Source organism: Rickettsia sp. MEAM1 (Bemisia tabaci) (assembly GCF_002285905.1).
Lineage (GTDB): Bacteria > Pseudomonadota > Alphaproteobacteria > Rickettsiales > Rickettsiaceae > Rickettsia.
In genome coordinates, this window is record NZ_CP016305.1 from 783,741 (window position 1) to 809,708 (window position 25,968).

The window sequence follows — 25,968 nt, forward strand, 5'->3', positions numbered from 1 at the left end:
TGCTTTAGCAATGAATTTATATCAAGAAATATGAGAAGTTATAGAAAGAATAGTCATAGTCAGTATGATTTAAAAGTGCATCTTATATGGATACCAAAATATAGGAAGAGAATATTGATAGGCAAAGTATCGGAAAGGACTAGAGATTTACTGAGGCAGATTTGTATGGAACATGAAGTACATATAATTTCAGGGAAAATATCATGTGATCACGTACATATGTTTATCTCATATAAGCCGCAAATATCTCTTAGCAAGTTAGTACAGTATTTAAAAGGCATTAGCTCAAGAATTTTATTGCAAGAATTTACTCATTTACGAAAACAATTTTGGGGCAATCATTTGTGGGCTAGGGGCTATATGGCAGTCAGTTCAGGTAATATAACTGATGAAATGATACAGCACTATATTGATGAACAGGAAGGTGAACCTGTGAATGATGATCGATTTCTAATCGATTCCACTTTATAACCCCTCAGCTTATAGCTGAGGGTTGTTTAGTAAATAATCTATACAAACTATAAATTCTTATCATTTAGAAATAAATTGTTATAACTCTTAAGCCTTTTAGGAGTGAATATTTACGGGAAAAAATAATGAGCGATAAAGAAAATTTAAGAGATAATATAAGTTATCATTTAAAAGAAAAGGTAAAAGAAGAATTAAAAGAAAGAGGTATTTCAGCATATAAACTTGCTGCAGAAACAAATACCAATGAAACTTTATGGAAAAATTTTATAACAAAGGAACAAACAATATTACCTAGCTCAGAAGCAATTGTTCGGTTTGCCGATTATATAGGAGCTGCATTAGATGATGTTATTGGCAGAGATCTTGCTAAAGAAATAGAATTAAAGAAATCAAAAGAAATAAATATTAATAAGAAAGAAGTAGAATCAAAGATACCAGCATTGTTAACTCAACTACCAAAAGAAGCTCTGCAATCTGTCATGGAAGTAAGAGAAAAAGCAGCAGGGTTTGCACATAAATCAGTACAAAAGCCAAATGAGCCAAAAAAATCTTTTGTAGAAAAAGAGCAAGTTAAACGATCTAATAAGCAAACAGAAAGATCACGTTAAAATAAAAATATGTTTTATAACCTTGATCCTAATATTAAGCCTAAAAATTTGCTTGATATCTTAAAGTGGAAAATGACTTCAAAAAAGTCAGAATGGCTACCATTATCGGAATCTATCACAGCCGATATTCCTCCAATAACTCATGATGAGAATATAAGGGTAAGCTATGTAGGTCACGTTACTTTCTTAATTCAAGTGCAAGGTCTAAATATTTTAACTGATCCGGTTTGGTCGGAGCGAGCAAGCCCTTTTACTTTTGTAGGACCGAAAAGAGTAGTAAAACCTGGTATCGATTTTGCTGATTTACCTAAAATCGATTTTATATTAATAAGCCATAATCATTATGATCATCTAGATATTAAAACGATTAACGATTTATGGCTACGAGATAAGCCTAAAATTATTACTCCTCTTAAGAATGATATAATAATAAAAAAGCATATTAAAGATGCTGAAATTATTACTTTAGGGTGGGGTGAATCTTACAAAGATCAAAATATAGAATATTGCTTAGAACCTGCACAACATTGGTCAGCTAGAGGAATATTTGATAAGAACGAAGCGTTATGGGGAACTTTTATTATTAAAACCAAGAAAGGGAGTCAATCATAATTTTTGTGTAAATTGTTAAAAATCATTTTCTAATAATTCATATTTAAAATTTCCACATAGTATCTCAAATTGATTCAAAGCAAGAGACCATTCTTTAATAGGCATGGTCCACTTTTTTGCAGCATGTTTAAGAGCTAAGTAGACAATTTTTGTGATAGATTTATCATCTGGGAAAACCCCTTTATTTTTGATAATTTTACGGATTTGTCTATTTACCGATTCTATCGTATTGGTAGTATAGATTACCTTTCTAATCTCTTTAGGGAACGCAAAGAAAGGTACTATACCACTCCAATTACGTATCCATATATCAGAAATAACTGGGTATTTACTATCCCATTTTTTAGCAAACTCTTCTAATGCTAAATTAGCCATATTCTCATTATTTGCTGTATAGATTTGTTTTAAGTCAGCTGCTACTTCTTTAAGATTTTTGTAAGAAACGTACTTTAAAGAATTACGTACCATATGTACTATACAAAGTTGTACTATGGTATTTGGGAAAACACTGTTTATTGCATCTCTAAAACCTTTAAGACCGTCAACACATGCTACATAAATTTGTTCTACACCTCGGTTCTTTAATTCGCTTACAACCTGCATCCAAAACTTTGAACCCTCATTCTTGCTAATCCAAATACCCAAAAGCTCTTTCTTGCCTTCTATATTTATACCAATAACAAGGTAAACAGCCTTATTTATAACTATATTATTATCTCTTGCTTTTACCATGATGCAATCTAAATATACAATTGGGTATATTCTATCTAATGCTCGGGCTTGCCATCTTATTACCTCTTCCATAACTCCATCTGTAATAGTCGAGATAAGCTCCTTAGATACTTCTGTATGATACATTTCCTCTAAATGGGATTGAATCTCACTCATGGTCATACCTCTTGCATAAAGTGAAATAACGCTATCATCAAATCCAGTGAATCTTCTAACTCCCTTAGGAATTAATTGAGGCTCAAAACTATTGTCTCTATCTCTTGGAATATCAAGTACTATCTTTTGACCACTGTCATCTATTACTGTCTTTTTGCTCGTACCATTACGACGATTGCTATCTTGCTTTGATGCCTTGCTATGCCTCGAATAACCTAATTCATGACTTAGCTCGTCCTCTAGTATTCTCTCTACTAACCTCTTCTTTAATTGCTGAAACAATCCATCCTTTCCAAATAACTCTTTAGGATTAGATTGGGATAATATTTCCTCTACTAACTTATTATTTATATCTGCACTTCTAACACCAGCTTCTATTTTCTTAGCCATATTTTTTACCTTTGTTCTAGTTGTATTTTAACAGTATTTCTTTCTCTGTTGCTTTACAACTTACACAAAATATATGATAGACTCTGGCGGTATGGGCGAGTACTTAAGCGGTCTTACCTCTTCCCCTGGTCATGCGTTCTCCGGTACAGGCGAAAGCGGCACTGGTCTTAGCAACTTATATATAATACGATAATCACCGACTCTTAATCTGTACCCGTCATATTCTGCTAGTCTTTTAATATTATTATTTTCTCTATAAGAATCTAGCCTCAACCGTTCTAATTTTTCTAATATAGTTTTTCTCTTATTTGTAGAAATTTTTGACAAAAATAAAATTTTATTGCGTTCTTTTTCACTTTAAACTTTTACGTTATCTATATATAATAATTCTATGCTATACGAAAAATTTGAACACAACATCAATAATTTAATAGGTGGTTTTGGCTTATCTAAAATAGCTATTGCGGTTTCTGGCGGTAGTGATTCAGTAACATTACTTTACCTTGCAAGTATCTGGGCTAAGAAAAATAATATAGAGCTGTTTGTTTTATCGGTTGACCATAATTTAAGAGAGCAATCAAAGCAGGAAATTGAGTATATCCAAAATACTGCTAACAGTTTAGGGCTTAAGTTTTATAGCCTTTCTTTCGATCATCAAAATAATTTTTCTAATTTACAGGAGCGAGCAAGAAAAGGGCGTTATGATTTAATGACTTCATTGTGCCAGAAGCTTCATATATTAGTTTTATTAACCGCTCACCATGAAGATGATTATATAGAAAATTTTTGCCTTAGATTAGAGCGTAAAAGCGGTGTATTCGGACTTAGCAGCAGCAGCGTAAACTGGCATAATAATACACAAATAATTAGACCTTTGTTTAATATTCCTAAAAGCGAATTAGTAAATTATTTAGTTACAAATAATATTAAATGGTTTGAAGATCAATCAAATTTATCGACTAAATATAGACGTAATGCAGTTAGGCAGAAATTAGCCAAACAAGAAGATTATATTAAAGATGATATAATTACTCAGCAGATTAAAGTTAATGAATTAGTAGAAAATAAGTTTAAACCGGAATTAATATCCGCAATAGCCGAATCGGTAAAGATATCTGAATATGGCTTTGCTTTTCTTGATTTAATTAAATTTAATAGATTTTCACCAGAAGTACGAGTGCAGCTAATTAATTTTTTACTGATAATAATTAGCGGACAACAACGCTCGGCTCGTTTCTATTCGGTAGAGCCTATTTTAAAATTAATTACGCAAAGTTTGGATTTTAAAAATACTTTGCATGGTTGCGTAATTAAGCGTATGCAAAATAAATTATTAATATATCGAGAGTTTGGTAAAAAGCTACCAGAAAGTAAGTTATTATTGGATAAGCAAGTGGTTTGGGATAATCGTTTTCGTATTACAAAAAACCATGACATAGAAAATTGTGTAGCAACATATTTATCGCTAGAAGATTATAAAATAATCAAGAAAGAACTAGATCTAGAAGTTTTAAAAAACCTATCTTGTGGAAACCACAATGCGATTTTATTTACCTTACCTATTATTAAAATACTTGAAAAAGTTGTAGCAATACCACATATATCATACTATGATAACGACATAAAGAGTTTTAACGTCTCTTTTGCTCCAGATTTTACATCTCGTTTTACACATTTTTACTGAGTCAGTTTTAAACTAAGTAAGAATGTTTTTGTTTATAATTAATGATTTTTGTTAGGTTTTGTATCAATGAATAATCAAGGTAAAAATATTATAGTTTGGGCAGTAATTTTTGTTTTTGTAATACTGCTTTTCAATGTTTTTCAGTCTGATGGGTTACTCAGCAGTAAAAATAATATATCTTTCTCAGAATTTTTAACAAAAGTCGATGAAAAAACTGTTAACTCAGTTAAAATTCAAGGGAGAATAATAGAAGGGACTTCAAATGATGGTTCTAGTTTTAGCACTTACGCTCCTGATTATCCTGATTTAGTAAATCGTCTAAATAATAATGACGTTAATATAGAAGTGGTGCCGCCTGAAACAAGAATGAATACGTTTTTAAGCTTCTTAATTTCTTGGTTTCCGATGCTTTTATTAATCGGTGTTTGGGTTTTCTTTATGCGACAAATGCATGGCGGCGGTAAAGCTATGGGGTTTGGTAAATCTAAAGCCAAACTTTTGTCGGATAAGGGTCCAAAAATAACTTTCAAAGATGTAGCTGGTATTGACGAAGCAAAAGACGAATTAACCGAAATAGTGGACTTTTTAAGAGATCCAAGCAAGTTCCAAAAGCTTGGCGGTAAAATACCTAAAGGTTGTTTGCTCATAGGTCCTCCAGGAACAGGTAAGACGCTGCTTGCTAAGGCAATTGCCGGTGAGGCTAACGTACCATTTTTTAGTATCTCTGGTTCTGATTTCGTTGAGATGTTTGTAGGCGTTGGTGCTAGCCGTGTGCGTGATATGTTCGAGCAGGGCAAGCGTAACGCTCCATGCATTATCTTTATTGATGAGATTGATGCGGTAGGTCGCCATAGAGGTATCGGTATGGGCGGCGGCAATGATGAGCGTGAGCAAACACTAAATCAGATGCTAGTAGAGATGGACGGATTTGAAGCAAATGAGGGAGTTGTGATTATTGCAGCTACCAACCGCCCCGACGTTCTTGATAACGCTTTATTAAGACCAGGTAGGTTCGATAGGCAAATTACTGTCTCAAATCCTGATATTGATGGACGAGAAAAAATACTACAAGTGCATTTAAAGAAAGTAAAATACAGCACTAAAATCGTACCAAGAATTATTGCCAGAGGAACACCAGGATTTTCTGGTGCTGAACTTGCTAATTTAGTTAATGAAGCTGCTCTTATTGCTGCAAGGCGTAATAAAAAAGAAGTAGAAATGCATGATTTGGAAGAGGCAAAAGATAAGGTCATGATGGGGGTTGAGCGTCGCTCAATGATTATGTCCGATGAGCAGAAAAAACTAACAGCATATCATGAGGGAGGTCATGCTTTAGTTGGTTTATATTGTCCCGCTTCTGATCCTATTCATAAAGCTACGATTATTCCACGTGGTAGAGCTCTTGGTATGGTTATGAGATTACCGAAAAATGATCGTTTTTCAATGCCACGTGATAAGATGGAAGCAGATATTGCGGTAGCCATGGCTGGTAGAGTAGCTGAAGAAATTATATTTGGTAAAGAAAAGGTAACTTCAGGTGCATCATCAGATATAAAGATGGCAACCAGAATGGCAAAGGCAATGGTTACCGATTGGGGGCTTAGCGATAAGGTCGGTCCTGTATATCACGGAAGTGCTAGTGAAGATATGTATACTAATAGAAATAGTTCTAGTGATAGATCGGAAAGTACTTCAGAGTTAATAGATGAAGAAGTAAAGAAAATTGTTACTACCGGCTATGATTTAGCAAAAGACATTTTAACTAAGCACCTAGATCAACTTCATATACTTGCTAAAGCCTTAATAGAATATGAAACATTATCAGGTCAGCAAATTAAAAATTTACTTAGCAGCAGACAACTAGATTCCGAAGAGGAAAATAACTTTCCTTTTGGTGCGGCATCATCTACCATAAAAATAGCCGAAGAAAAAGACCTTAAGAAAGCAAAACCAATTAAAGCTAAAAAGGAAGATAAAAGCTAAATCATAATATTAAAGAGTATATAGTATGGCAGAGTTAAGGTTACCGCCAAATTCAGTTGTAAAAAAAGGTAAGGAACATAAAGCAAAAGGAGATGTATCTAATCTTAGAAAAATAAAAATTTATAGATATGATCCTGACCTTGATGAGAATCCTACTATTGATAGTTTCGAGATAGATTTAAGCAAAACCGGTCCGATGGTTTTGGATGCTTTAATTAAAATCAAAAACGAAATTGATTCTACTGTAACTTTTAGACGTTCTTGTCGTGAGGGAATTTGTGGTAGTTGTGCAATGAATATTGATGGCACAAATACTTTAGCATGTATTAAGCCTATAGAAGAAATTTCAGGCGATATTAAAATCTATCCACTTCCTCATATGAAAGTGGTAAAAGATTTAGTGCCAGATATGTCTCATTTTTACGCACAATATGAATCTATAGAACCATGGCTTAAAAACGATAGTCCCGCTCCATCCAATGCTGAAAGATTGCAGTCGATTAAAGATCGAGAGAAGCTTGACGGATTATATGAATGCATATTATGTGCGTGCTGTTCTACTTCTTGCCCTAGCTATTGGTGGAATGGTGATAAATATTTAGGTCCTGCAATTTTACTTCAAGCATATAGATGGATTGACGACTCACGAGATGATCATACAGGCGAGCGTCTAGAGGCTTTAGAAGATCCGTTCAAGCTCTATAGATGTCATACAATTATGAATTGTACTAAAACCTGTCCGAAAGGTCTAAATCCTGCTAAGGCTATTTCTGAGATAAAAGGTCTAATTGCTGAACGACACGGAGTGTGATTTTCGTTTAGAACGTCATTGCGAGGAAATTACAAAGTAAAGAAGTATAAAAAATGCTAATTTATAACATTTTTTATTATTTTTTCTGGATTGCCAAGCTCAGACGACTCTCGATCCATGCAGGCAAAACTAATTACTCCCTATTAATCAGCTTTTTAAAGTAATTAATTTTATAAGACCAGAAGTAATTTTCATTACTTTTTAAGACTTTTATATCTAGAGCAAAGTCATTCTCATCATAGATGAAAATTTTAATTAACTTGAGATATGATAAAGTACCAAAGATAATAGAGCGGAATAAACCTAAGAAAGATTTTAAAAGTTGCTTATCAATTATAAGTATAATTTTATTGCATGGCGATTTGAATAAACTACGAATTAGAGTATAGTAAGCATAGGATTTATAAGGTTTCTTAGCTAAAATAAATTCTACCATTAAATCTCTATCCAAACCATTTGGATAGACTTCACGCATTAATTCTTCATTTCTAATGATAAAATCTAAATATGGCTCAATGAGAGTTATTCTTTTTTCTACAATATTGTTCATAACGGTTTAGTTCTCCTAGCTTAAATTATTCAAGTGTTAACCACCACAAAATATTTTATGGTGGTTGGGGAGTTCGAAAAACCGTCAATAACAGTCTATAATAGCCTTTAGGTTTAAGATTTACACCTTAAACCCTGGACATACGCTATTATCACCCCAACCCTAATAAAGTTGAGGGCGTATCGTTTATGGTAGATACAACCATATTGGCGTGAGGTTTCGACACCCCAAAGCAGCCTTTAGCTGCCTCAAAAAGATTCTAGGCAAAACTTTAAATAAGTCAATCTGATTTTGTAAGCTTTGTTAGATAAAATAGCTTATCTCTAATACAAGTGTAACTTACAATAGCCTTGACAGCTATTAGTACGAATTGTACAATATAGTATAATTTATAATGTATATATAGTATGTCAAATATTATAGTACTGGACAGTTTTAAAAAAGTATTATATTTTATTCAGGTGTAAGTGACCTTATATGTCATTCCCGCGGAGGCGGGAATGACATATAATAATAACTGTCCGGTACTATAGAATAAATCACGGGATGACAGAGGAAAATGATCCACGCAAGCAATGCCGTCACGGGGTGACATTGAAGACGTTTGTCGATCCACCCAATAAGGCTATCTATTTTCTACCAAATAAACGTTCAATATCTTTAAGCTTAAGTTCAATATAGGTAGGTCTGCCGTGGTTGCACTGTCCTGAAAATGGTGTTTCTTCCATCTGGCGGAGTAGTGCGTTCATTTCCTCTCCTGATAATTTTCGTCCTGCTCTGATAGAATAGTGACAAGCGTAAGTCTCGGTAACATGCTCAATTAATTCGGTTAAGGCTATATTTCCCCCGCATTCTACTAAATGGTCAGCTAAATCTTGAATTAGTTTTTGTACGTTTATATCACCAAGAATATTGGGAATTTCGGTTACTATGATAGATTTTTCGCCAAATTTTTCTAAGCTTAAGCCTAATTTAGATAATTTATCTTTGTTCTCATATAAAATATCTGCTCTTTTCTCGTCCGGTAATTCGACTATTTCAGGAATGAGTAAACGCTGTTTTATTAACTCTTCATTCTTAATATAATTTTTGATTTTTTCATATCCAAGGCGTTCATGTGCCGCATGCTGGTCAGTTATTACTATACTATCTTCCGTCTGTGAAATAACATAAGTAGTGTGAAGCTGGGCTTTAGCAGCTCCAAGCCTATATTGTGAAGATTTTTGCGGCTCGTTCTGTATACGCTGCTCTACTTCCTGCTCGATCCTAGCATGTGGTAGTGTATCTATTAATTTTTGGCAGCTATTATTTGGCGTGTATTTAGGGATAGTAGGTGACGTAGCAGGTCGATATTCGCTAGGTTTACTATTCACGTTTAAAGGTTTGCTTACAGGCGATTCTTTATTAACGAATGGGTTTTTAAATAATTCAATAGCACTAGATGCAATGGCGGTGGATGCGATATGACTTTTATTTGACAAGGCATTTTTGATTGAATCTATAAGTAAATTCCGTACATAATTCGGATCATGAAATCTAACTTCAGCTTTTGCTGGATGCACATTTACGTCAACAAGTTGTGGATCGATTTGTAGGAATATGGCACATAAAGGGTAGCGATCACGCGGCATATAATCTTGATACGCCACCCGTAAAGCTACTTGCAGCAATTTATCTTTTACTGGTCTGTTATTGATGAATAAAAACTGATCTTCGCTAGATGCTCTATTATATGTTGGGATGCTCGTATAGCCATAAATAGAAAAATCAGGAGATTTAAAATCTATATAAAAGGCATTTTTTATAAAATCCTCACCTATTACGTCAATTATTCGTTGTTTTAAATTACTTTCTGCATCTTTGTTTTGCCCTTTAAGCTTCAGTAAAATTTTACCATCATGCGTTAGACTAAAGGAAACTTCAGGATGTGCAAGTGCAATTTTCTTAACTACATCTACAGTAGCTGCAAGCTCGGTTTTATCAGTTCTTAAAAATTTCAGACGTGCGGGCGTAGCAAAAAATAAATCTCTTATCTCAATTTTAGTACCTTCATTATGAATAGCTGGAGCAATTTGTTTTTCGTCACCACCAATTAATTTAATTTGAAAAGCTTTTTGATTATCACGTTTTTTAGAAGTAATCAGCATTTTACTAATGGCGGCAATAGATGGTAATGCCTCGCCCCTAAAACCGAAAGTATGTATATTTAGGAAATCGGTCTCATCAAGTTTAGAAGTAGTATGACGCTCAACGGCAATCTCTAGCTCCTTATCCGTCATACCAACGCCGTCATCGGAAATGATGATTAGATTTTTGCCGGCACGCTCTAAGATAATGTCAATTTTGGTACTACCTGCATCAACGGCATTTTCAACCAATTCCTTTACAACCGATGCGGGACGCTCTATAACCTCACCGGCTGCAATGCGGTTGATAGTACTTTCTGAAAGAAGCTTTATAGTCATTTTGTTTCTATTAATCTAAATTTCTTACTACAATAAGGGCAGCTAACTTCCTTTTTTGCTTTATCAATTTCTAAATAAACTTTCGGATGATCATAAGGCGGTTCTTTGCCACAACAAGATACAGATGCATCAACGCTATTAACAATTTCCATAGATTTATACATTTTTCTTTAAGTAAAATCTAACATAAGTTACTTTTAAAGTAAAGTATACTCGTTTAATGTCCCCCTTCGGGGATCAAAAATCCCTCGCCTTTAGGCGAAGGGAAGATATAATGAAATTGCTTTAGCAATGAATTTATATCAAGAAATATGAGAAGTTATAGAAAGAATAGTCATAGTCAGTATGATTTAAAAGTGCATCTTATATGGATACCAAAATATAGGAAGAGAATATTGATAGGCAAAGTATTGGAAAGGACTAGAGATTTACTGAGGCAGATTTGTATGGAACATGAAGTACATATAATTTCAGGGAAAATATCATGTGATCACGTACATATGTTTATCTCATATAAGCCGCAAATATCTCTTAGCAAGTTAGTACAGTATTTAAAAGGCATTAGCTCAAGAATTTTATTGCAAGAATTTACTCATTTACGAAAACAATTTTGGGGCAATCATTTGTGGGCTAGGGGCTATATGGCAGTCAGTTCAGGTAATATAACTGATGAAATGATACAGCACTATATTGATGAACAGGAAGGTGAACCTGTGAATGATGATCGATTTCTAATCGATTCCACTTTATAACCCCTCAGCTTATAGCTGAGGGTTGTTTAGTTTGAAAAATTGGCGGCGTTGTCCTAGAAGTACTTCGGTACTCACGTATTAAGTATACGTTCCGTTCCTCGTCTTGTGGACGCCTTGCTCTTTTCCAAATTAAACTTCGTCTACCTAACTCTTCTCTTATTAGGATTATATATTTATTTAAAGAGGTAAAAATGAAAGATAAAGTAGTAGTTATAACTGGTTCAACAAGTGGTATCGGATTTGAAATAGCCAAGCATTTTGCAAAACTTGGTACAAAATTAGTTATTAATGGTTTTGCAAAGATGATGAAGTGCAAAAAATTTCTACGGAATTAAAAAATCTTGGTGCAGCTGACATATTTTATCAAGGAGTAAATCTTGAAAAGCCGAGTGAAATAAAAGCTATGTTTGAAAGGCACCGTCAAGTTAAGTAAATTAGTATCACAAAGTACTATATTTTTAGATTTCAGACAGCAAGAAGTCTTTGAGTAGCTTCATCCCAAATGGATTTAGCGGACGCAAATGCAATTCTTTGCTCAGATGCTGTTTTAGTATATCTTCCAACATTTACAGCAAATATATTTCTGACTTTTCCCATCAGTGATAATGCACATTGTGCTGAATTAGGATGCTTAAATTTAATCAGTATCTTCTCTTTTCTCCTAGTTGGCTGATGGGCATTCTCAATCCGATTATTTAGTCTTTTATCGGTACGATGCTTAGTCCTAGGACACATATACCTAACTGGTTTAATGTAGCTTTTTAGCTTATCAGTCACAATAACCCTTGGACATGGATAATTACCCAATAATCTTGATAAAAAGCGAATAGCTGATTTCTTGTTACGACGCTTCTGCAGTAATACTTCTAATTCATGTCCCTCAGAGTCAACAGCTCTCCATAATATGAATACTTCACCTTTGATCTTGATATTCATCTCATCCAAATGCCATTTATCAGTTGGCTCTCGCTCTCTCTTACTAATAACATCTTGAAAATAAACTACAAACTTATAACACCAAAACCTTACAGTCTCATGACTTAATATAATACCTCGATAAGCCATCTGCTCTTGAACATCTCGGTAACTATTATTAAAGCGATGATATAACCATACTGTATGGCTAATAATGCTTGCTGGAAAACGATGTCTATTCGGGGCTTGAGTAATATGCATAGCGGTAAAATCTAGGATAAATTGTTACTGCTATTCTATAAATCATTCCCTGTAATTGCTCAATACTTAATTTATACCTCCCTTAACTTGACGGTGCCTTTCTATGTGACGAAAAAGCATCATCTATAACAGGAGCTGGACTCTTGATAGATGGGGGCTGGACGGCACAATAACCCAAGTTCCTTAATAAATGTTAACTATTAAGAAATAACTAATGCTGGAAATTTCTTGAAAAGTACTTATTTAACTTATTACACTAAAATAAATTAATTTTTATTTTTAAGAGGGAGTTATGACACAAAAAGGCACCGTCAAGTTAAGGGAGGTATAAATTAAGTATTGAGCAATTACAGGGAATGATTTATAGAATAGCAGTAACAATTTATCCTAGATTTTACCGCTATGCATATTACTCAAGCCCCGAATAGACATCGTTTTCCAGCAAGCATTATTAGCCATACAGTATGGTTATATCATCGCTTTAATAATAGTTACCGAGATGTTCAAGAGCAGATGGCTTATCGAGGTATTATATTAAGTCATGAGACTGTAAGGTTTTGGTGTTATAAGTTTGTAGTTTATTTTCAAGATGTTATTAGTAAGAGAGAGCGAAAGCCAACTGATAAATGGCATTTGGATGAGATGAATATCAAGATCAAAGGTGAAGTATTCATATTATGGAGAGCTGTTGACTCTGAGGGACATGAATTAGAAGTATTACTGCAGAAGCGTCGTAACAAGAAATCAGCTATTCGCTTTTTATCAAGATTATTGGGTAATTATCCATGTCCAAGGGTTATTGTGACTGATAAGCTAAAAAGCTACATTAAACCAGTTAGGTATATGTGTCCTAGGACTAAGCATCGTACCGATAAAAGACTAAATAATCGGATTGAGAATGCCCATCAGCCAACTAGGAGAAAAGAGAAGATACTGATTAAATTTAAGCATCCTAATTCAGCACAATGTACATTATCACTGATGGGAAAAGTCAGAAATATATTTGCTGTAAATGTTGGAAGATATACTAAAACAGCATCTGAGCAAAGAATTGCATTTGCGTCCGCTAAATCCATTTGGGATGAAGCTACTCAAAGACTTCTTGCTGTCTGAAATCTAAAAATATAGTACTTTGTGATACTAATTTACTTAACTTGACGGTGCCTTGGAATTGCCCATCCTTTTATCAATTCAGGTTTATTATAATTGAAAAACACATATATTAACGCAGGAACTACTACACCTCCAAGTGCTGCCGCCATAGGTAATACTAATTTTCTTTTATTTTTGTATTCACCTTCTACTAAATGAAATTTCATTTCTAAACCTATTAATAGGAAGAAGAAAGTCATAAGACCATCATTAACTAACTCTATAAAAGTCGTTTCTAAACTTATATTTCCTATTGTTAAGGCGATTTTGCTGTAAATAAGAAAAATATAATGACCTCTTAGACTAGTATTACTAACGGTAATTGCTGAAGCGAATGCAATAATTAATATTATGCCAACAAAAGTTCCTGATTTAATTAATTCTTTTAGTTTATTATCTATACTCATGCTATTTAATATTATATCGAGATTTTTAATATAAATTATTGAAACTTTTTAATAAAGTCAAAGTATAATTTTTAATAGTAATTTATTCTTATAAATAGGATAAAAGTTGTTTTTATGCTTAAGTAACATTATAGTCTTGTACGAATATATATAGGAATATATAATTATTAATTAAGATATTTTAGTATTAAATTTTATGCTAGCAGAACAACAAACTGAGTGGATTATCAGTAACAACCTAGTAAATAAAGGTTGGCATATAGATAATGATGTTAAAAAAAATGTTTATTTTCAAAAGCCTAAATTAGAAATACAAAGAGATAAATTAAACGGAAAGCGACCCGATTATATTTTATATAAGAGCAACACCGATAAACCTATTGCAATAATAGAAGCAAAGAAAGCAGGAAAGGATTTAAAGCAAGCTTTAGAGCAAGCTACAGAATATGCGAAACTGCTTGACGTTTATATAGTATTTGCAATGAACGGAACTTACTGTGAAGCTCGTTTTGTCGCTAATAATAAAGAGTTAATATTAAACGGTGAAGAAGTAAAAGAATTATTACGTGAAAAAGAGTTATTAGCTTTTTTAGAAGAATCCAGCAATGAAGCTTGGACTATACCAAAAGAAGTTAAGGTCTCACGTGAGGAATTAATATCCGTATTTAAAAACTTAAATAACCTTTTAAGAAGCGAGGGGCTTCGAGCAGGGATAGAAAGATTTAGCGAATTTGCAAATATATTATTCTTGAAATTACTAAGTGAGAATAATGAAAAATCTTGGTGAAATAGTATTAAAGCTCAATCAAATGACGATATTATCGGTTACATTAATGGCTATGTTATAGAACAAATTAAGAGAAAATATGGAGGTGATGTTTTCACACCTATTTCTCTAAGCAATTCCCATACTCTTCGTCATATCATTGATGCAATCGATCCTCTTATTTTATCTTCAACAAATATAAAAGATAATGCGTTTGAGTATTTTTTAGAAAAAACTAGATCAACCTGTGATTATTTGGGTGAATATTTCACTCCTAAAAATATAATAAAGCTTACGATCAATTATGTAGACCCTAAATTTGGTGAAACAGTATATGATCCTTTTTGTGGCAGTGGAGGGTTTTTAACAGAAGCTTTTAATTATATTAAAGAAAATAATATAATTAACACTGACGAAGACTTGGAAAGATTAAAGCATAATACATTATATGGGCGAGAAATAACTACAACCGCTAGAATCGCAAAAATGAATATGATTCTACATGGTGACGGACATAGTGGAATCCAGCAGATAAACAGTCTTGAAAATCCTGAATATATCAGACCTACAACTAATCAAACATTAAAATTTGATATAATCGTTACTAATATGCCTTTTTCTCAGGAAATTACTAAAAAGACTATTAAAAACGGTAAAACTGTAACAGAAAATCATATCACACATCTTTATTATAACGGCATCGCTAAAAATAACGGTGATGCCTCTTGCGTCCTTCACTGTCTTCAGAATTTAAGAGAAGGCGGTAGGATGGCATTAGTAGTACCTGAAGGATTTTTATTTAGAAGAGATACAGCTGCCGTTCGTCAGTTTCTATTATCGAAAGCAAAATTACAAACCGTTATTTCTCTACCGCAAGATACTTTTCTACCTTATACGGGAGTAAAAACATCTATACTTTATTTCACTGACGCACATAAACCTAATTACCAAAGATACTATTGGTTTTATGAAAAAAAATACTAGTACCACCTCAAACAACAAAAAAAAGAAAAAATAATTCTTTCAATTTCAAAAAAGTCGTTGAAAATTCAAAAATTGATATGTTTGAATTTAGTTTTGAGAGGATAGACTTAAAAGAAGTAAAGAATAATAATTATAATTTAGTTGGCTCTGCATATAGAGATACTAAAAATATTATTCCTACTAACCAAAAGATTGTTATAGAAAAAATCACACTACTTGGTAAAAAGATTTTAGCAACAACTAGATAGTTAAAAATAACTCTAATGCACACTACCTACCTAAAAAACTTAATTAGTTTTGAATCTCTAACTCCCCAGAGTAACGGAGCTATTGAATATATTGACAATTTGCTTAAAGAACATGGCTTTAAGACCGAGGTAAAAATTTTTGGTGAGACCGAGCAAGTTACTAATCTTTATGCTGTTTATGGCAATAGTAAACCTAATATTTGCTTTGTTGGACATGTTGATGTAGTTCCTGCTGGTGATCCTAACCTTTGGTATAATTCTAATCCCTTTAAAGCTCATGAGCAGGACGAAAAAATATACGGCAGAGGGGCAGTTGATATGAAAGGGTCAATTGCATGTTTTCTAGCAGCTAGCTTAGACTTCATAAAAAATAACACCGATTTTGTAGGTTCGATTAGCTTTTTACTTACTAGCGATGAAGAGGGAAAAGCAAAGCACGGCACTAAGGAGATGCTACAATATATATATAATCAAGGACATGAAATTGATTTTGCTATTGTTGGTGAACCTACTTGCGAAAAAGAGATAGGGGACACAATTAAAATTGGCAGAAGAGGAAGTATTAATTTTAAGTTGGCTGTAAAAGGCTTAGGTGGACATGTAGCTTATCCGCAAAAAGCAAATAATCCATTACCTTGCTTAATAAAAGTATTAAACGAACTAACAAATATTAAGCTTGATAAAGGTACTAAATTTTTTCAAAGCTCAAACCTCGAAGTAACAAATATTGACGTTGGTAATAATACTACAAATGTGATTCCCGAAACAGCAATTGCACATTTTAATATACGTTTTAATAACTTGTATAGTGCAGAAACTCTAGCAAAACAGGTAGAAGAAATTATTAAACAACACTGCCAAAAGTATAAATTAGATTATACGCTAGAATATAATAGCGCTGCCGATAGTTTTATTCAAAATCCTAATGATAAGATAAAAGAATTTGCTACAATAGTAGAAAAAACTCTTAATATAAAACCAAATTTTTCTACAAGCGGCGGTACATCCGATGCAAGATTTGTTAAAAATTATTGCCCCTTAGTAGAATTCGGTTTATTATCAGACGTTGCACATAAAATAAACGAATATACCAAAATTAGCGATTTACAAAAATTATACGATGTATATTATAACTTTTTAATGGAAACATTAAATGTTACTGGATCCCCGCCTATGCGGGAATGACATAACAGAAAAATTGAACGATACAGCCAATTTTTCAAATAAAACGAGTATATGCGGATGTGATGGAACTGGTAGACATGCAAGATTTAGGTTCTTGTGCCGCAAGGCGTGGGGGTTCAAGTCCCTTCATCCGTACCACTTAAATTTTTTCTCATAAGAATAATATTAAGGTTTTTATGCAGCAATTTAGTATTTATCAAACAAGTGATGAATTACTGCTGAAAGCAATTTTTCTTTTGATAGAGAAGTGTTATTATTCTGATCTTAAGAGCGTTGTACTTACTGTTGATGCAGAGCAGCAAGAAATGCTAAATAAAAATCTTTGGACTTATTCCCGCAAACAATTTATCCCTCACGGCAGTAAAGTTGACCCGCAACCTGAAAAACAGCCTATTTACATTACTGATACACTACAAAATCCCAATAACGCTAGTGTGCTTATTATTATCTCACCGACTAACATAGAGAAAATTTTACAAGTTAAAGAGTATGTCAGCGATTTTAAAAGAATAATTATAATAACTGATTTACCAGAAGATTTAAAAAAGCTGAATTTAAAAATAAGCCAAATTACCGAACAGGAAAACACTATAGACTGTTTTACTCAAGATCAACGTGGTTCGTGGAATAAGGTAGGATAAATTTAATGTCCCCCTTCGGGGATCAAAAATCCCTCGCCTTTAGGCGAAGGGAAGATATAATGAAATTGCTTTAGCAATGAATTTATATCAAGAAATATGAGAAGTTATAGAAAGAATAGTCATAGTCAGTATGATTTAAAAGTGCATCTTATATGGATACCAAAATATAGGAAGAGAATATTGATAGGCAAAGTATCGGAAAGGACTAGAGATTTACTGAGGCAGATTTGTATGGAACATGAAGTACATATAATTTCAGGGAAAATATCATGTGATCACGTACATATGTTTATCTCATATAAGCCGCAAATATCTCTTAGCAAGTTAGTACAGTATTTAAAAGGCATTAGCTCAAGAATTTTATTGCAAGAATTTACTCATTTACGAAAACAATTTTGGGGCAATCATTTGTGGGCTAGGGGCTATATGGCAGTCAGTTCAGGTAATATAACTGATGAAATGATACAGCACTATATTGATGAACAGGAAGGTGAACCTGTGAATGATGATCGATTTCTAATCGATTCCACTTTATAACCCCTCAGCTTATAGCTGAGGGTTGTTTAGTTAATATAAAAAATGGCACCGTCAAGTTAAGTAAATTAGTATCACAAAGTACTATATTTTTAGATTTCAGACAGCAAGAAGTCTTTGAGTAGCTTCATCCCAAATGGATTTAGCGGACGCAAATGCAATTCTTTGCTCAGATGCTGTTTTAGTATATCTTCCAACATTTACAGCAAATATATTTCTGACTTTTCCCATCAGTGATAATGTACATTGTGCTGAATTAGGATGCTTAAATTTAATCAGTATCTTCTCTTTTCTCCTAGTTGGCTGATGGGCATTCTCAATCCGATTATTTAGTCTTTTATCGGTACGATGCTTAGTCCTAGGACACATATACCTAACTGGTTTAATGTAGCTTTTTAGCTTATCAGTCACAATAACCCTTGGACATGGATAATTACCCAATAATCTTGATAAAAAGCGAATAGCTGATTTCTTGTTACGACGCTTCTGCAGTAATACTTCTAATTCATGTCCCTCAGAGTCAACAGCTCTCCATAATATGAATACTTCACCTTTGATCTTGATATTCATCTCATCCAAATGCCATTTATCAGTTGGCTTTCGCTCTCTCTTACTAATAACATCTTGAAAATAAACTACAAACTTATAACACCAAAACCTTACAGTCTCATGACTTAATATAATACCTCGATAAGCCATCTGCTCTTGAACATCTCGGTAACTATTATTAAAGCGATGATATAACCATACTGTATGGCTAATAATGCTTGCTGGAAAACGATGTCTATTCGGGGCTTGAGTAATATGCATAGCGGTAAAATCTAGGATAAATTGTTACTGCTATTCTATAAATCATTCCCTGTAATTGCTCAATACTTAATTTATACCTCCCTTAACTTGACGGTGCCCTTCGCCTAAAGGCGAGGGATTTTTGATCCCCGAAGGGGGACATTAAAAATAAGCAAGGTAAGCTTGAAATTTATGCCGATAAGATGGCAAAATTTAATAGGATTTATTGTGCTAATTGGTTTGGACAAGAAGATAGTATATTATTGCCGCTACAAGATAATCTTTTCATAACTAATTATGGGCAGAGAATCATCTTTAATAAAAATAACTATTGCAACGAAGCCGAAATTCATATCAATCTTAATTATAAAGCAAAATGCACGGGAAATCTGATGACTATTAATAGAGATTTTTTAAGCAAAAGTCCAGTTATACTTATATTTTGCAATTCTAAAAAATGTACTATAAAATCTAGTCATGCAAACTATCAATAAAATATTAAATATTCCTTCAAAAGGATATGAAAAAATCTTGAGTCTTCTTAATAAAAAAGGAGAAGCAAGATTAATTGGCGGCTCTGTTCGAGATGCTTTGCTTGGTAAAGATAGTTATGATATTGATATAGCGACGAACTTACTACCAAATGAAGTAACAAGCATTTTATCCCAAGCTAAGATAAAAACTATCCCAACCGGCTTAAAATTTGGTACAATTACAGCTATTTTAGAAAAGGAACAATTCCAAATCACAACTCTTCGGAAAGATATTGAATGTAACGGCAGACACGCTAAAGTAGTTTTCACAAATGATTTTGCTGAAGATGCAGAAAGAAGAGACTTCACTATTAATGCTTTAAGCTATTGCCATTTTAAAGGTAAAATATATGATTATTTTAATGGATTTGAAGATTTAAAGCAGCAAAAAGTAATATTTATAAGAGCTGCTCACCAAAGAATTAAAGAAGATTATTTACGTATTTTACGATTCTTTCGTTTTTCTAGCTATTATGCAAATAGGCTTGATCCAGAAGGATTTAAAGCATGCGATGAACTAAAAAGCGGCTTAATGAGTTTATCACGAGAACGCATAAAAAGTGAATTTGATAGAATTATAGTTTCTAGTAATAGCCCTGAAGTTTTAAAAGCCATGTTTGAAATAGGGATTTTGGCATTGATATTTTCTATCCAAAATTATGAAATAAAAATTGCAGAGCAAGCCAAAAGCTTTAATCTAGAATTAAGTACTAGATATGCATTATTATTATATTATCAAAAAGATTTAAACCTAAAAAATTTTCTAGATTGGAAATTCTCAAAACATGAAACTATCCAGATATTATCTATATTAGATTTTATTCATAAAAATATAATCAATGAATTTGATATAAAAAAAATCTGGCTGGAGCATAAAAACTATAAAGAATATTTATTAGCAGCAAGTATATTAGAAAAAATAGATTATTCACAAATAACAAAATTTATAAATATATATGATTCATTAGAACGACCTAAATTCCCAATAAATGGTCATGATTTACTAAATATAAATATAGAACAAAAAGACATAGGCGAAAAACTAAATTACTTAAAAAAGATTTGGATAGATCAAGATTTTAAGCCTAGTAAGTTGGAACTAGTGTCATTCCTGCGAAAGCAGGAATCTAGTAATATATAAGTATATGTCATTCCGTGATTTATTCACGGAATGACAGGGGGAAATGATATACGCAACAAAGCTTTCATACGTAGGCGAGAATCCAGTCATTAATTAGGAATCAAAACTATGAAGTATAAAAATTTATTTTTTTTGGATTCCCGCCTACGCGGGAATGACATCGAAGTCATGCAACAACGTTGGATAAGCCACGGGATGACAATAGCCATACTCTACCTACTATTCTTCAGCTTTACTAGCTACGCTAAACCCAAAATAGTAACAAGCATTACTCCAATTGCAAGCATAGCTGCAATGCTGGTTAAAGATAAAGCGGAAATAGAGAGTTTAGCCATAAGTAATGGCTGCCCGCATCATTATAATTTAAAACCAAGTAATCTAGCGAAAGTCAAAAATGCCGATATCGCTATTTATATAGATGAAGAGTTTGATGGCTTTGCTGAAAAATTAATTAATAATCATGCTAAAACAATTATAAAAATCAGTGATATTAAAGATTTAAAAATCATAAAAGATAATTGGCATATTTGGCTTGATCTTGATAATACGAGAATTATGTTGCAAAAATTTGCTAAAGTATTTAGTAAAAAATTTCCTGATTTACAAGCAGACATTAATAATAACCTTGAGCTAGCAATGAAAGAATTACAAGATTTGCAAGAAGCTAAAAATAACGAGTTTGCTAATTTAAAAGATGTGATTTTATTAAGCGATAGTAGCGAGTATTTTTTTATTGATACAAATATCCGTACGACAAAATTATATAGCGACAGCCAAAAAAGCTTAAGATATTTCAGTAAATTAGACTCTTTAATTAAAGAGTCTAATAATAAATGTCTTGTTTTAAGTACTGAGCAAAATCCAAACTTATATAACAAATTAAATGTTAAAACAGTAATACTAAATAGTGAAAACTGGGAAATCAAAAATATTGATTCCAGAAGCTTCCAGAATCAATATTTACAGATGATTAACCAAGTTAGAGGGTGTTCGTAAATATTAAATGCATAATATCTAAAAACAGAAAAACTAAATTTCTTGAATTTTTAATTAATGAGTGCTAAATTGAAACTATTAAATTCAATTAGGCAATATTTAAAATGTATCAACGTTTTATACAAGGAGTTTTAGAAAAATTTTCTAAATTTTACCCAGTTTTAGGTATTACTGGACCAAGACAATCAGGGAAAACTACTCTTGCAAAAATATTATTTCCTCATTTACCTTATGTATCGTTAGAAAACCTAGACACTAGAATTCAAGCACAACAAGATTTACGCTCATTTTTGGCTAATTATCAAAATGGAGCTATTTTTGATGAAGTTCAACATGTTCCAGAACTTTTATCATATCTGCAAGGTGTGGTAGATGAATCATCTCAAAAAGGACGATATGTAATTACAGGCTCTCAAAATTTTAGTTTAAGTCACCATATATCGCAATCTCTTTCTGGTCGTATAGGTATGGTTACTCTTTTACCTCTTAGCTTATCAGAACTAAAAGAAGCAGAAAATCCTTTAGCTAGTATATTTAAAGGTGGATATCCATTATTGCATAATTTAAATATGCATCCTTTAGATTTTTACCCAAGCTATATTCAAACCTATATTGAACGTGATGTACGTCAATTAAAAAATATTGAAAATTTTAATCGATTTCAAACTTTTTTAAAATTATGTGCTGGAAGAATTGGACAGATTGTAAATTTTTCATCACTTGCTTTAGATTGTGGTATTTCTCATACAACAGCCCGTCAATGGCTTGGCATACTGGAAGCAAGCTATATTATTTTTTTTCTTCAACCATTTTATAAAAATTTTAATAAACGTCTTATTAAAATGCCGAAATTGTATTTTTACGATACAGGTATTGCCTGCACGTTACTAGGACTTGAAAAAGAACAACAATTAGAAACACATTATCTTAAAGGAGCACTTTATGAAAATTTAGTAATATTAGAGCTGTTGAAAGGACGTTTGAATTTAGGACTACCAGCAAATTTTTATTTTTGGAAAGATAAGAGCGGTCATGAAATAGATTTTGTTGCAGAGTGGGGTGGAACAATAAAAGCTGTTGAAATTAAATTTAATTCAACTTTCCAACCTGATTATATAAAAAATCTAAACTATTTTTATAAACTAGATCCAAACATTGAAAGTTACTTGGTTTATAATGGAATACAAGAAAGTAAATTTTTAAATACCTCTCTAATTCCTCTAAAACAGATTGATAAAATATTAAAATAATCCTAATAAATATGGCACTGTTAACAAATTCCTAAGATTGCCGCATCAATACTACGCATCTAACAAACTATATCATTTCAAATACTGCTTTAGATACCTACCGGTATGGCTTTCGTCACATGCAGCAATATCGGCAGGGGTGCCATGTACTACTATCTTACCGCCTTTATCACCGCCCTCAGGACCAACATCGATAATGTAATCAGCTGTTTTTATAACATCTAGATTATGCTCAATAACTAAAACAGTATTTCCCATATCAACAAGCTTATGCAACACTTTTAGTAATTTATTGATATCGTCAATGTGCAATCCTGTAGTCGGCTCATCTAGTATGTAAAGAGTTTTACCGGTTGAACGTCTTGATAGCTCTTTAGCAAGCTTAACACGCTGTGCTTCCCCTCCGGAAAGAGTAGTGGCCGATTGACCGATTTTAATGTATCCGAGTCCCACTTCATTTAAGGTAATAAGTTTTTCATAGATTAATGGGATTTTTTCAAAGAATTGCATTGCATCTTCAACAGTCATCATTAATATATCAGCAATAGATTTACCTTTATATTTTATCTCTAAAGTTTCTCTATTATATCTATGACCATTACAAATGTCGCATTTTACATATACATCAGGCAAGAAGTGCATCTCTATCTTAATTAGCCCATCACCTTGACATGCCTCACATCTACCACCCTTAACGTTGAATGAAAACCTACCGACTTTATAACCTCTGGCTTTTGACTCAGGCAGTTCTACAAACCAGTCCCTAATATGAGTAAATGCACCAGTATAAGTTGCAGGGTTAGAACGTGGAGTTCTGCCTATTGGTGACTGATTAATATCGATAATTTTGTCTATATATTCAAGCCCTTTTAATTTTTGGTATTTTCCTGGAAATACTTTTGCTGTAGGCTCTAGATGCTTTAAAGCAGCCTTATATAAAGTATGAATCATTAAGCTTGATTTTCCGCTTCCTGATACCCCTGTTATAGCAGTAAATGTACCGAGCGGGATTTTTATATCGACATTATCTAAATTATTAGAAACAGCTCCAATAAGCTCTATTGCTCTGTTATCATGCCCTGTTCGTGTTTGCGTTGGCACTTTAATTGTTTGACGACCGCTTAAATATCTTCCTGTAATACTTTCTTCAAAATTCTTTATTTCTTCAGCATTACCCTCAGCAATAACACGACCACCATGAATACCAGCACCAGGTCCTATATCAATAATATGATCAGCCTCATACATTGTTTCTTCGTCATGCTCAACCACTAAAACAGTATTGCCAAGATCCCTTAGCCTTTTTAGCGTTTCAATTAATCTAGTATTATCACGTTGATGCAAGCCAATGGACGGCTCGTCAAGTACGTATAAAACACCGCTTAAGCCCGATCCTATTTGCGAAGCAAGACGAATACGCTGACTTTCACCTCCTGATAAAGTACCAGACTCTCGTGATAATGTTAGGTAATCAAGCCCGACATTCATCAAAAATTTTAGTCTTTCATTAATTTCTTTAAGGATACGTTCAGCGATAAATAATTGTTTTTTATTTAATTTTTGTTCTAGGTGAGCAAACCATTGTTGCAGTGTTGCAATACTCATATCTGCTACTTCACCTATATGAATATTTACTATTTTAACACATAAAGCTTCGTCTTTTAGCCTATAGCCATTACAAGCCGTACATTTATGTTCGGACTTAAATTTAGCTAACTCTTCCTTGATTAAAACCGATTCTATAGTACGATCTTTTTCTTGCAAACTCGGTATTATTCCAGCGAATGGCTGATGAATTACTTGTGTTTTAGAACCATCATGAAACTCAAATCTTATTGCCTCTTCTCCAGAACCTTCAAACAAAATTGTTTTAATATTATCAGATAAAGCTGAAAAAGGTGACTCTATAGAAAATTTATAATGCTCAGCAAGTGCTTTTAATGTCTCTAGGATAAATTTTGAGGACGTACTGCCCCACGGCACTATTGCACCATCTTTAATAGATATTCTATGATCTGGTACAATTAAATCACGATCGAAGAAAAACTCTTTACCAATCCCTTCACATTTAGGACATACACCAAAAGGACTATTAAAGGAAAATATTCTTGGTTCAATTTCTGTAAGCTGAAATCCTGACACTGGACAAGAATATTTTTCGGAAAAAGTTATACGCTGATTTTTTTCATATTCAGTATTAGCGGCAGTTGGTAATTCTACGATTTCTAGGTAGGTAATACCATCAGCAAGATTTAATGAACTCTCTAAACTATCAGCTAGCCTATTGCCTAAATTCTCATCTAAAACTATCCTATCAACAATTACTTCAATATTATGTTTTTTATTTTTATCAAGCTTCGGCAAATCATCTATTTCACAAGTTTCCCCATTAACAATTAACTTCTGGAATCCTTCCTTTTTCAGATTCATAATCTCACGTTTGAATTCCCCTTTATGTCCTCTGACAATCGGAGCTAGTAAATATATCTTCGTTTCCGTAGGCAATTCATTTATTATATCTACCATTTCAGAAACAGTTTGACTATGTATAGGAAGACCCGTTGCCGGAGAATAAGGAATCCCAACCCTTGCATATAATAACCTGAGATAATCGTAAATCTCGGTTATAGTTCCAACTGTAGAACGCGGATTCTTAGAAGTAGTTTTCTGATCAATCGCAATAGCTGGCGATAATCCAGAAATAGACTCAACATTTGGCTTATTTTGTAAATGCAAAAATTGCCTTGCATATGAAGATAAGCTCTCAACATATCTTCTTTGACCCTCTGCATAAATCGTATCAAACGCTAAGGAAGATTTACCCGAACCGCTAAGACCGGTTATAACGACAAATTTATTCCTTGGAATATCAACATTTATATTCTTTAGATTGTGCTCTTTAGCACCACGTACCTTGATATATTCTTGGTTCATATCACTCTTACTGAAAAA

At 32.9% G+C, this 25,968-nt stretch carries 27 protein-coding genes, 1 tRNA gene and 2 pseudogenes; 21 read left to right on the forward strand and 9 right to left on the reverse strand.

Features of this window, described 5'->3' with window-relative positions; all coding sequences use genetic code 11:
• The first annotated feature begins 30 nt into the window (after nucleotides 1-30).
• The 3 genes from tnpA (BA173_RS04185) to BA173_RS04195 all read left to right on the forward strand — a co-directional run bounded on the left by tnpA (BA173_RS04185) (nucleotide 31) and on the right by BA173_RS04195 (nucleotide 1,691).
• Nucleotides 31-471, forward strand: coding sequence for an IS200/IS605 family transposase (tnpA, locus tag BA173_RS04185; RefSeq protein WP_095568239.1), 441 nt, complete (start codon nucleotides 31-33; stop codon nucleotides 469-471).
• Between the two features lie 125 nt (nucleotides 472-596).
• Nucleotides 597-1,079, forward strand: a complete 483-nt coding sequence (locus BA173_RS04190; RefSeq protein WP_016948516.1) for a hypothetical protein — start codon at nucleotides 597-599, stop codon at nucleotides 1,077-1,079.
• Nucleotides 1,080-1,151: 72 nt separating this feature from the next.
• Nucleotides 1,152-1,691: an MBL fold metallo-hydrolase gene (locus tag BA173_RS04195; RefSeq protein ID WP_232505903.1), complete on the forward strand. Its 540-nt coding sequence runs from the start codon at nucleotides 1,152-1,154 to the stop codon at nucleotides 1,689-1,691.
• Nucleotides 1,692-1,706: 15 nt separating this feature from the next.
• Here BA173_RS04195 and BA173_RS04200 read toward each other — a convergent pair whose 3' ends face one another.
• Together BA173_RS04200 and BA173_RS04205 are read right to left on the reverse strand one after the other, a co-directional pair.
• On the reverse strand, nucleotides 1,707-2,969 hold the full coding sequence (locus BA173_RS04200; RefSeq protein WP_095568301.1) for an IS256 family transposase: 1,263 nt from the start codon (nucleotides 2,967-2,969) through the stop codon (nucleotides 1,707-1,709).
• Between the two features lie 129 nt (nucleotides 2,970-3,098).
• Complete coding sequence (locus BA173_RS04205; protein ID WP_016948514.1) at nucleotides 3,099-3,296, reverse strand: type II toxin-antitoxin system RelE family toxin; 198 nt, start codon at nucleotides 3,294-3,296, stop codon at nucleotides 3,099-3,101.
• A 64-nt stretch (nucleotides 3,297-3,360) separates the two neighbouring features.
• On the opposite strand from BA173_RS04205, the gene tilS reads away from it, so the two are divergent.
• The 3 genes from tilS (at nucleotide 3,361) to BA173_RS04220 (ending at nucleotide 7,447) form a co-directional block, all read left to right on the forward strand.
• Nucleotides 3,361-4,653 carry a tRNA lysidine(34) synthetase TilS gene (tilS, locus tag BA173_RS04210; protein ID WP_016948513.1) on the forward strand — a complete coding sequence of 431 codons (1,293 nt, stop codon included), beginning with the start codon at nucleotides 3,361-3,363 and terminating at the stop codon, nucleotides 4,651-4,653.
• A 66-nt stretch (nucleotides 4,654-4,719) separates the two neighbouring features.
• Complete coding sequence (gene ftsH / locus BA173_RS04215; RefSeq protein ID WP_016948512.1) at nucleotides 4,720-6,636, forward strand: ATP-dependent zinc metalloprotease FtsH; 1,917 nt, start codon at nucleotides 4,720-4,722, stop codon at nucleotides 6,634-6,636.
• A 25-nt stretch (nucleotides 6,637-6,661) separates the two neighbouring features.
• A complete protein-coding gene (locus tag BA173_RS04220; RefSeq protein WP_016948511.1) occupies nucleotides 6,662-7,447 on the forward strand; it encodes a succinate dehydrogenase iron-sulfur subunit in 786 nt (261 codons plus the stop codon).
• Nucleotides 7,448-7,580: 133 nt separating this feature from the next.
• On the opposite strand, the gene BA173_RS04225 is transcribed toward BA173_RS04220, so the two are convergent.
• The 3 genes from BA173_RS04225 to BA173_RS04235 form a co-directional block, all read right to left on the reverse strand.
• A complete protein-coding gene (locus BA173_RS04225; RefSeq protein WP_016948510.1) occupies nucleotides 7,581-7,997 on the reverse strand; it encodes a hypothetical protein in 417 nt (138 codons plus the stop codon).
• A 629-nt stretch (nucleotides 7,998-8,626) separates the two neighbouring features.
• A complete protein-coding gene (gene mutL / locus BA173_RS04230) occupies nucleotides 8,627-10,462 on the reverse strand; it encodes a DNA mismatch repair endonuclease MutL (RefSeq protein ID WP_068041730.1) in 1,836 nt (611 codons plus the stop codon).
• Nucleotides 10,459-10,626, reverse strand: a complete 168-nt coding sequence (locus tag BA173_RS04235; protein WP_083198513.1) for a zinc-finger domain-containing protein — start codon at nucleotides 10,624-10,626, stop codon at nucleotides 10,459-10,461. The genes mutL and BA173_RS04235 overlap by 4 nt, the downstream gene beginning before the upstream one ends.
• Before the next feature lie 147 nt (nucleotides 10,627-10,773).
• Between BA173_RS04235 and tnpA (BA173_RS04240) the strand changes: the two genes are divergently transcribed.
• From tnpA (BA173_RS04240) to BA173_RS08800, 3 genes are all read left to right on the forward strand, one after another.
• Entirely contained in the window at nucleotides 10,774-11,214 is a 441-nt protein-coding gene (gene tnpA / locus BA173_RS04240) for an IS200/IS605 family transposase (protein ID WP_095568302.1), read from the forward strand.
• Between the two features lie 191 nt (nucleotides 11,215-11,405).
• A complete protein-coding gene (locus BA173_RS08505) occupies nucleotides 11,406-11,549 on the forward strand; it encodes an SDR family NAD(P)-dependent oxidoreductase (protein WP_232505904.1) in 144 nt (47 codons plus the stop codon).
• Nucleotides 11,525-11,647: a hypothetical protein gene (locus tag BA173_RS08800; protein ID WP_257789535.1), complete on the forward strand. Its 123-nt coding sequence runs from the start codon at nucleotides 11,525-11,527 to the stop codon at nucleotides 11,645-11,647. Before BA173_RS08505 ends, BA173_RS08800 begins: the two co-directional genes overlap by 25 nt.
• Nucleotides 11,648-11,679: 32 nt before the next feature.
• Here the strand turns inward: BA173_RS08800 and BA173_RS04250 are convergent, their stop codons facing one another.
• Nucleotides 11,680-12,390 carry an IS6 family transposase gene (locus BA173_RS04250; protein WP_095568303.1) on the reverse strand — a complete coding sequence of 237 codons (711 nt, stop codon included), beginning with the start codon at nucleotides 12,388-12,390 and terminating at the stop codon, nucleotides 11,680-11,682.
• A 98-nt stretch (nucleotides 12,391-12,488) separates the two neighbouring features.
• Between BA173_RS04250 and BA173_RS08905 the strand changes: the two are divergent.
• Nucleotides 12,489-12,563, forward strand: a pseudogene (locus BA173_RS08905) (D-beta-hydroxybutyrate dehydrogenase); the annotation flags it as partial.
• Nucleotides 12,564-12,792: 229 nt separating this feature from the next.
• Nucleotides 12,793-13,503, forward strand: a complete 711-nt coding sequence (locus BA173_RS04260; protein ID WP_095568243.1) for an IS6 family transposase — start codon at nucleotides 12,793-12,795, stop codon at nucleotides 13,501-13,503.
• A 53-nt stretch (nucleotides 13,504-13,556) separates the two neighbouring features.
• Here the strand turns inward: BA173_RS04260 and BA173_RS04265 are convergent.
• Nucleotides 13,557-13,949 (reverse strand): annotated as a pseudogene (locus BA173_RS04265) (Na+/H+ antiporter NhaA); the annotation flags it as partial.
• A 196-nt stretch (nucleotides 13,950-14,145) separates the two neighbouring features.
• Between BA173_RS04265 and BA173_RS08510 the strand changes: the two are divergent.
• The 7 genes from BA173_RS08510 to tnpA (BA173_RS04290) all read left to right on the forward strand — a co-directional run bounded on the left by BA173_RS08510 (nucleotide 14,146) and on the right by tnpA (BA173_RS04290) (nucleotide 18,310).
• Complete coding sequence (locus BA173_RS08510) at nucleotides 14,146-14,736, forward strand: type I restriction endonuclease (protein WP_179852200.1); 591 nt, start codon at nucleotides 14,146-14,148, stop codon at nucleotides 14,734-14,736.
• Nucleotides 14,737-14,970: 234 nt separating this feature from the next.
• Complete coding sequence (locus tag BA173_RS08515) at nucleotides 14,971-15,699, forward strand: class I SAM-dependent DNA methyltransferase (RefSeq protein ID WP_016948085.1); 729 nt, start codon at nucleotides 14,971-14,973, stop codon at nucleotides 15,697-15,699.
• A gap of 77 nt (nucleotides 15,700-15,776) precedes the next feature.
• Nucleotides 15,777-15,947, forward strand: a complete 171-nt coding sequence (locus BA173_RS07845) for a hypothetical protein (protein WP_016948086.1) — start codon at nucleotides 15,777-15,779, stop codon at nucleotides 15,945-15,947.
• Between the two features lie 15 nt (nucleotides 15,948-15,962).
• Nucleotides 15,963-17,132 (forward strand): succinyl-diaminopimelate desuccinylase, encoded by a 1,170-nt coding sequence (gene dapE / locus BA173_RS04275; RefSeq protein ID WP_016948087.1) that lies wholly within the window; start codon nucleotides 15,963-15,965, stop codon nucleotides 17,130-17,132.
• Between the two features lie 53 nt (nucleotides 17,133-17,185).
• A tRNA-Leu gene (locus BA173_RS04280) sits at nucleotides 17,186-17,270 on the forward strand.
• 38 nt (nucleotides 17,271-17,308) lie between these two features.
• Nucleotides 17,309-17,773, forward strand: a complete 465-nt coding sequence (locus tag BA173_RS04285; protein WP_016948088.1) for a DNA polymerase III subunit chi — start codon at nucleotides 17,309-17,311, stop codon at nucleotides 17,771-17,773.
• A gap of 96 nt (nucleotides 17,774-17,869) precedes the next feature.
• Nucleotides 17,870-18,310, forward strand: a complete 441-nt coding sequence (tnpA, locus tag BA173_RS04290; protein WP_095568239.1) for an IS200/IS605 family transposase — start codon at nucleotides 17,870-17,872, stop codon at nucleotides 18,308-18,310.
• Nucleotides 18,311-18,406: 96 nt separating this feature from the next.
• On the opposite strand, the gene BA173_RS04295 is transcribed toward tnpA (BA173_RS04290), so the two are convergent.
• Complete coding sequence (locus BA173_RS04295) at nucleotides 18,407-19,117, reverse strand: IS6 family transposase (protein ID WP_095568243.1); 711 nt, start codon at nucleotides 19,115-19,117, stop codon at nucleotides 18,407-18,409.
• 456 nt (nucleotides 19,118-19,573) lie between these two features.
• On the opposite strand from BA173_RS04295, the gene BA173_RS04305 reads away from it, so the two are divergent.
• The 3 genes from BA173_RS04305 (at nucleotide 19,574) to BA173_RS04315 (ending at nucleotide 23,016) form a co-directional block, all read left to right on the forward strand.
• Nucleotides 19,574-20,770 carry a CCA tRNA nucleotidyltransferase gene (locus tag BA173_RS04305; protein WP_016948090.1) on the forward strand — a complete coding sequence of 399 codons (1,197 nt, stop codon included), beginning with the start codon at nucleotides 19,574-19,576 and terminating at the stop codon, nucleotides 20,768-20,770.
• A gap of 168 nt (nucleotides 20,771-20,938) precedes the next feature.
• Nucleotides 20,939-21,766 carry a metal ABC transporter solute-binding protein, Zn/Mn family gene (locus tag BA173_RS04310; RefSeq protein WP_373554019.1) on the forward strand — a complete coding sequence of 276 codons (828 nt, stop codon included), beginning with the start codon at nucleotides 20,939-20,941 and terminating at the stop codon, nucleotides 21,764-21,766.
• A gap of 104 nt (nucleotides 21,767-21,870) precedes the next feature.
• Nucleotides 21,871-23,016: an ATP-binding protein gene (locus BA173_RS04315; protein ID WP_016948092.1), complete on the forward strand. Its 1,146-nt coding sequence runs from the start codon at nucleotides 21,871-21,873 to the stop codon at nucleotides 23,014-23,016.
• A 72-nt stretch (nucleotides 23,017-23,088) separates the two neighbouring features.
• Here the strand turns inward: BA173_RS04315 and uvrA are convergent, their stop codons facing one another.
• Complete coding sequence (gene uvrA / locus BA173_RS04320) at nucleotides 23,089-25,950, reverse strand: excinuclease ABC subunit UvrA (protein WP_016948093.1); 2,862 nt, start codon at nucleotides 25,948-25,950, stop codon at nucleotides 23,089-23,091.
• Between the last annotated feature and the right edge of the window lie 18 nt (nucleotides 25,951-25,968).